Source organism: Luteolibacter pohnpeiensis, assembly GCF_016595435.1.
GTDB lineage: Bacteria > Verrucomicrobiota > Verrucomicrobiia > Verrucomicrobiales > Akkermansiaceae > Luteolibacter > Luteolibacter pohnpeiensis.
Genome location: NZ_JAENIJ010000205.1, coordinates 1 through 460 on the forward strand (window position 1 = coordinate 1; position 460 = coordinate 460).

A 460-nucleotide genomic window follows, 5' to 3' on the forward strand; every position below is an offset into this window, starting at 1 on the left:
GGACGACTGAAGGGTGGTCGTTTCGAACGAACCAAGAGCGCGGCTCGTTTGTGGATATCGGGGCTGGCAATGGCAAGGTGCTTGAGGCGGCAAGGAGAGTCGAGGGAATCACGGCACTGCATGCGATCGAAAAAAGCCGAACCCACCTCGATATGCTTCCGCCCGATATTTTCATCCTCGGGGTCAACTTCTGGAACACGACGCTTATGGACAAGGAATTGGGGTTCATTTTCTCGAACCCTCCATATTCCGAATTCGAACCGTGGACGGCGAAGATTCTTCGCGAAGCGCCAGGAGGCTCAACGGTCTATCTGGTCATTCCGGAACGTTGGCAGCGATCGGTGCCGATCCGGAAGGAACTCGGCGACCGGAAGCTGAAGTACGAGGTCATCGGCCAGTATGACTTTGCGGATGCGGAGGATCGCACGGCGCGGGCCGTGGTGCATTTGCTGAAGGTGAA

The 460-nt window shown here is 56.7% G+C and carries 1 pseudogene; it reads left to right on the forward strand.

From position 1 onward, the window contains the following. Positions 1-460: pseudogene (locus JIN85_RS20970) on the forward strand (hypothetical protein); the annotation flags it as partial.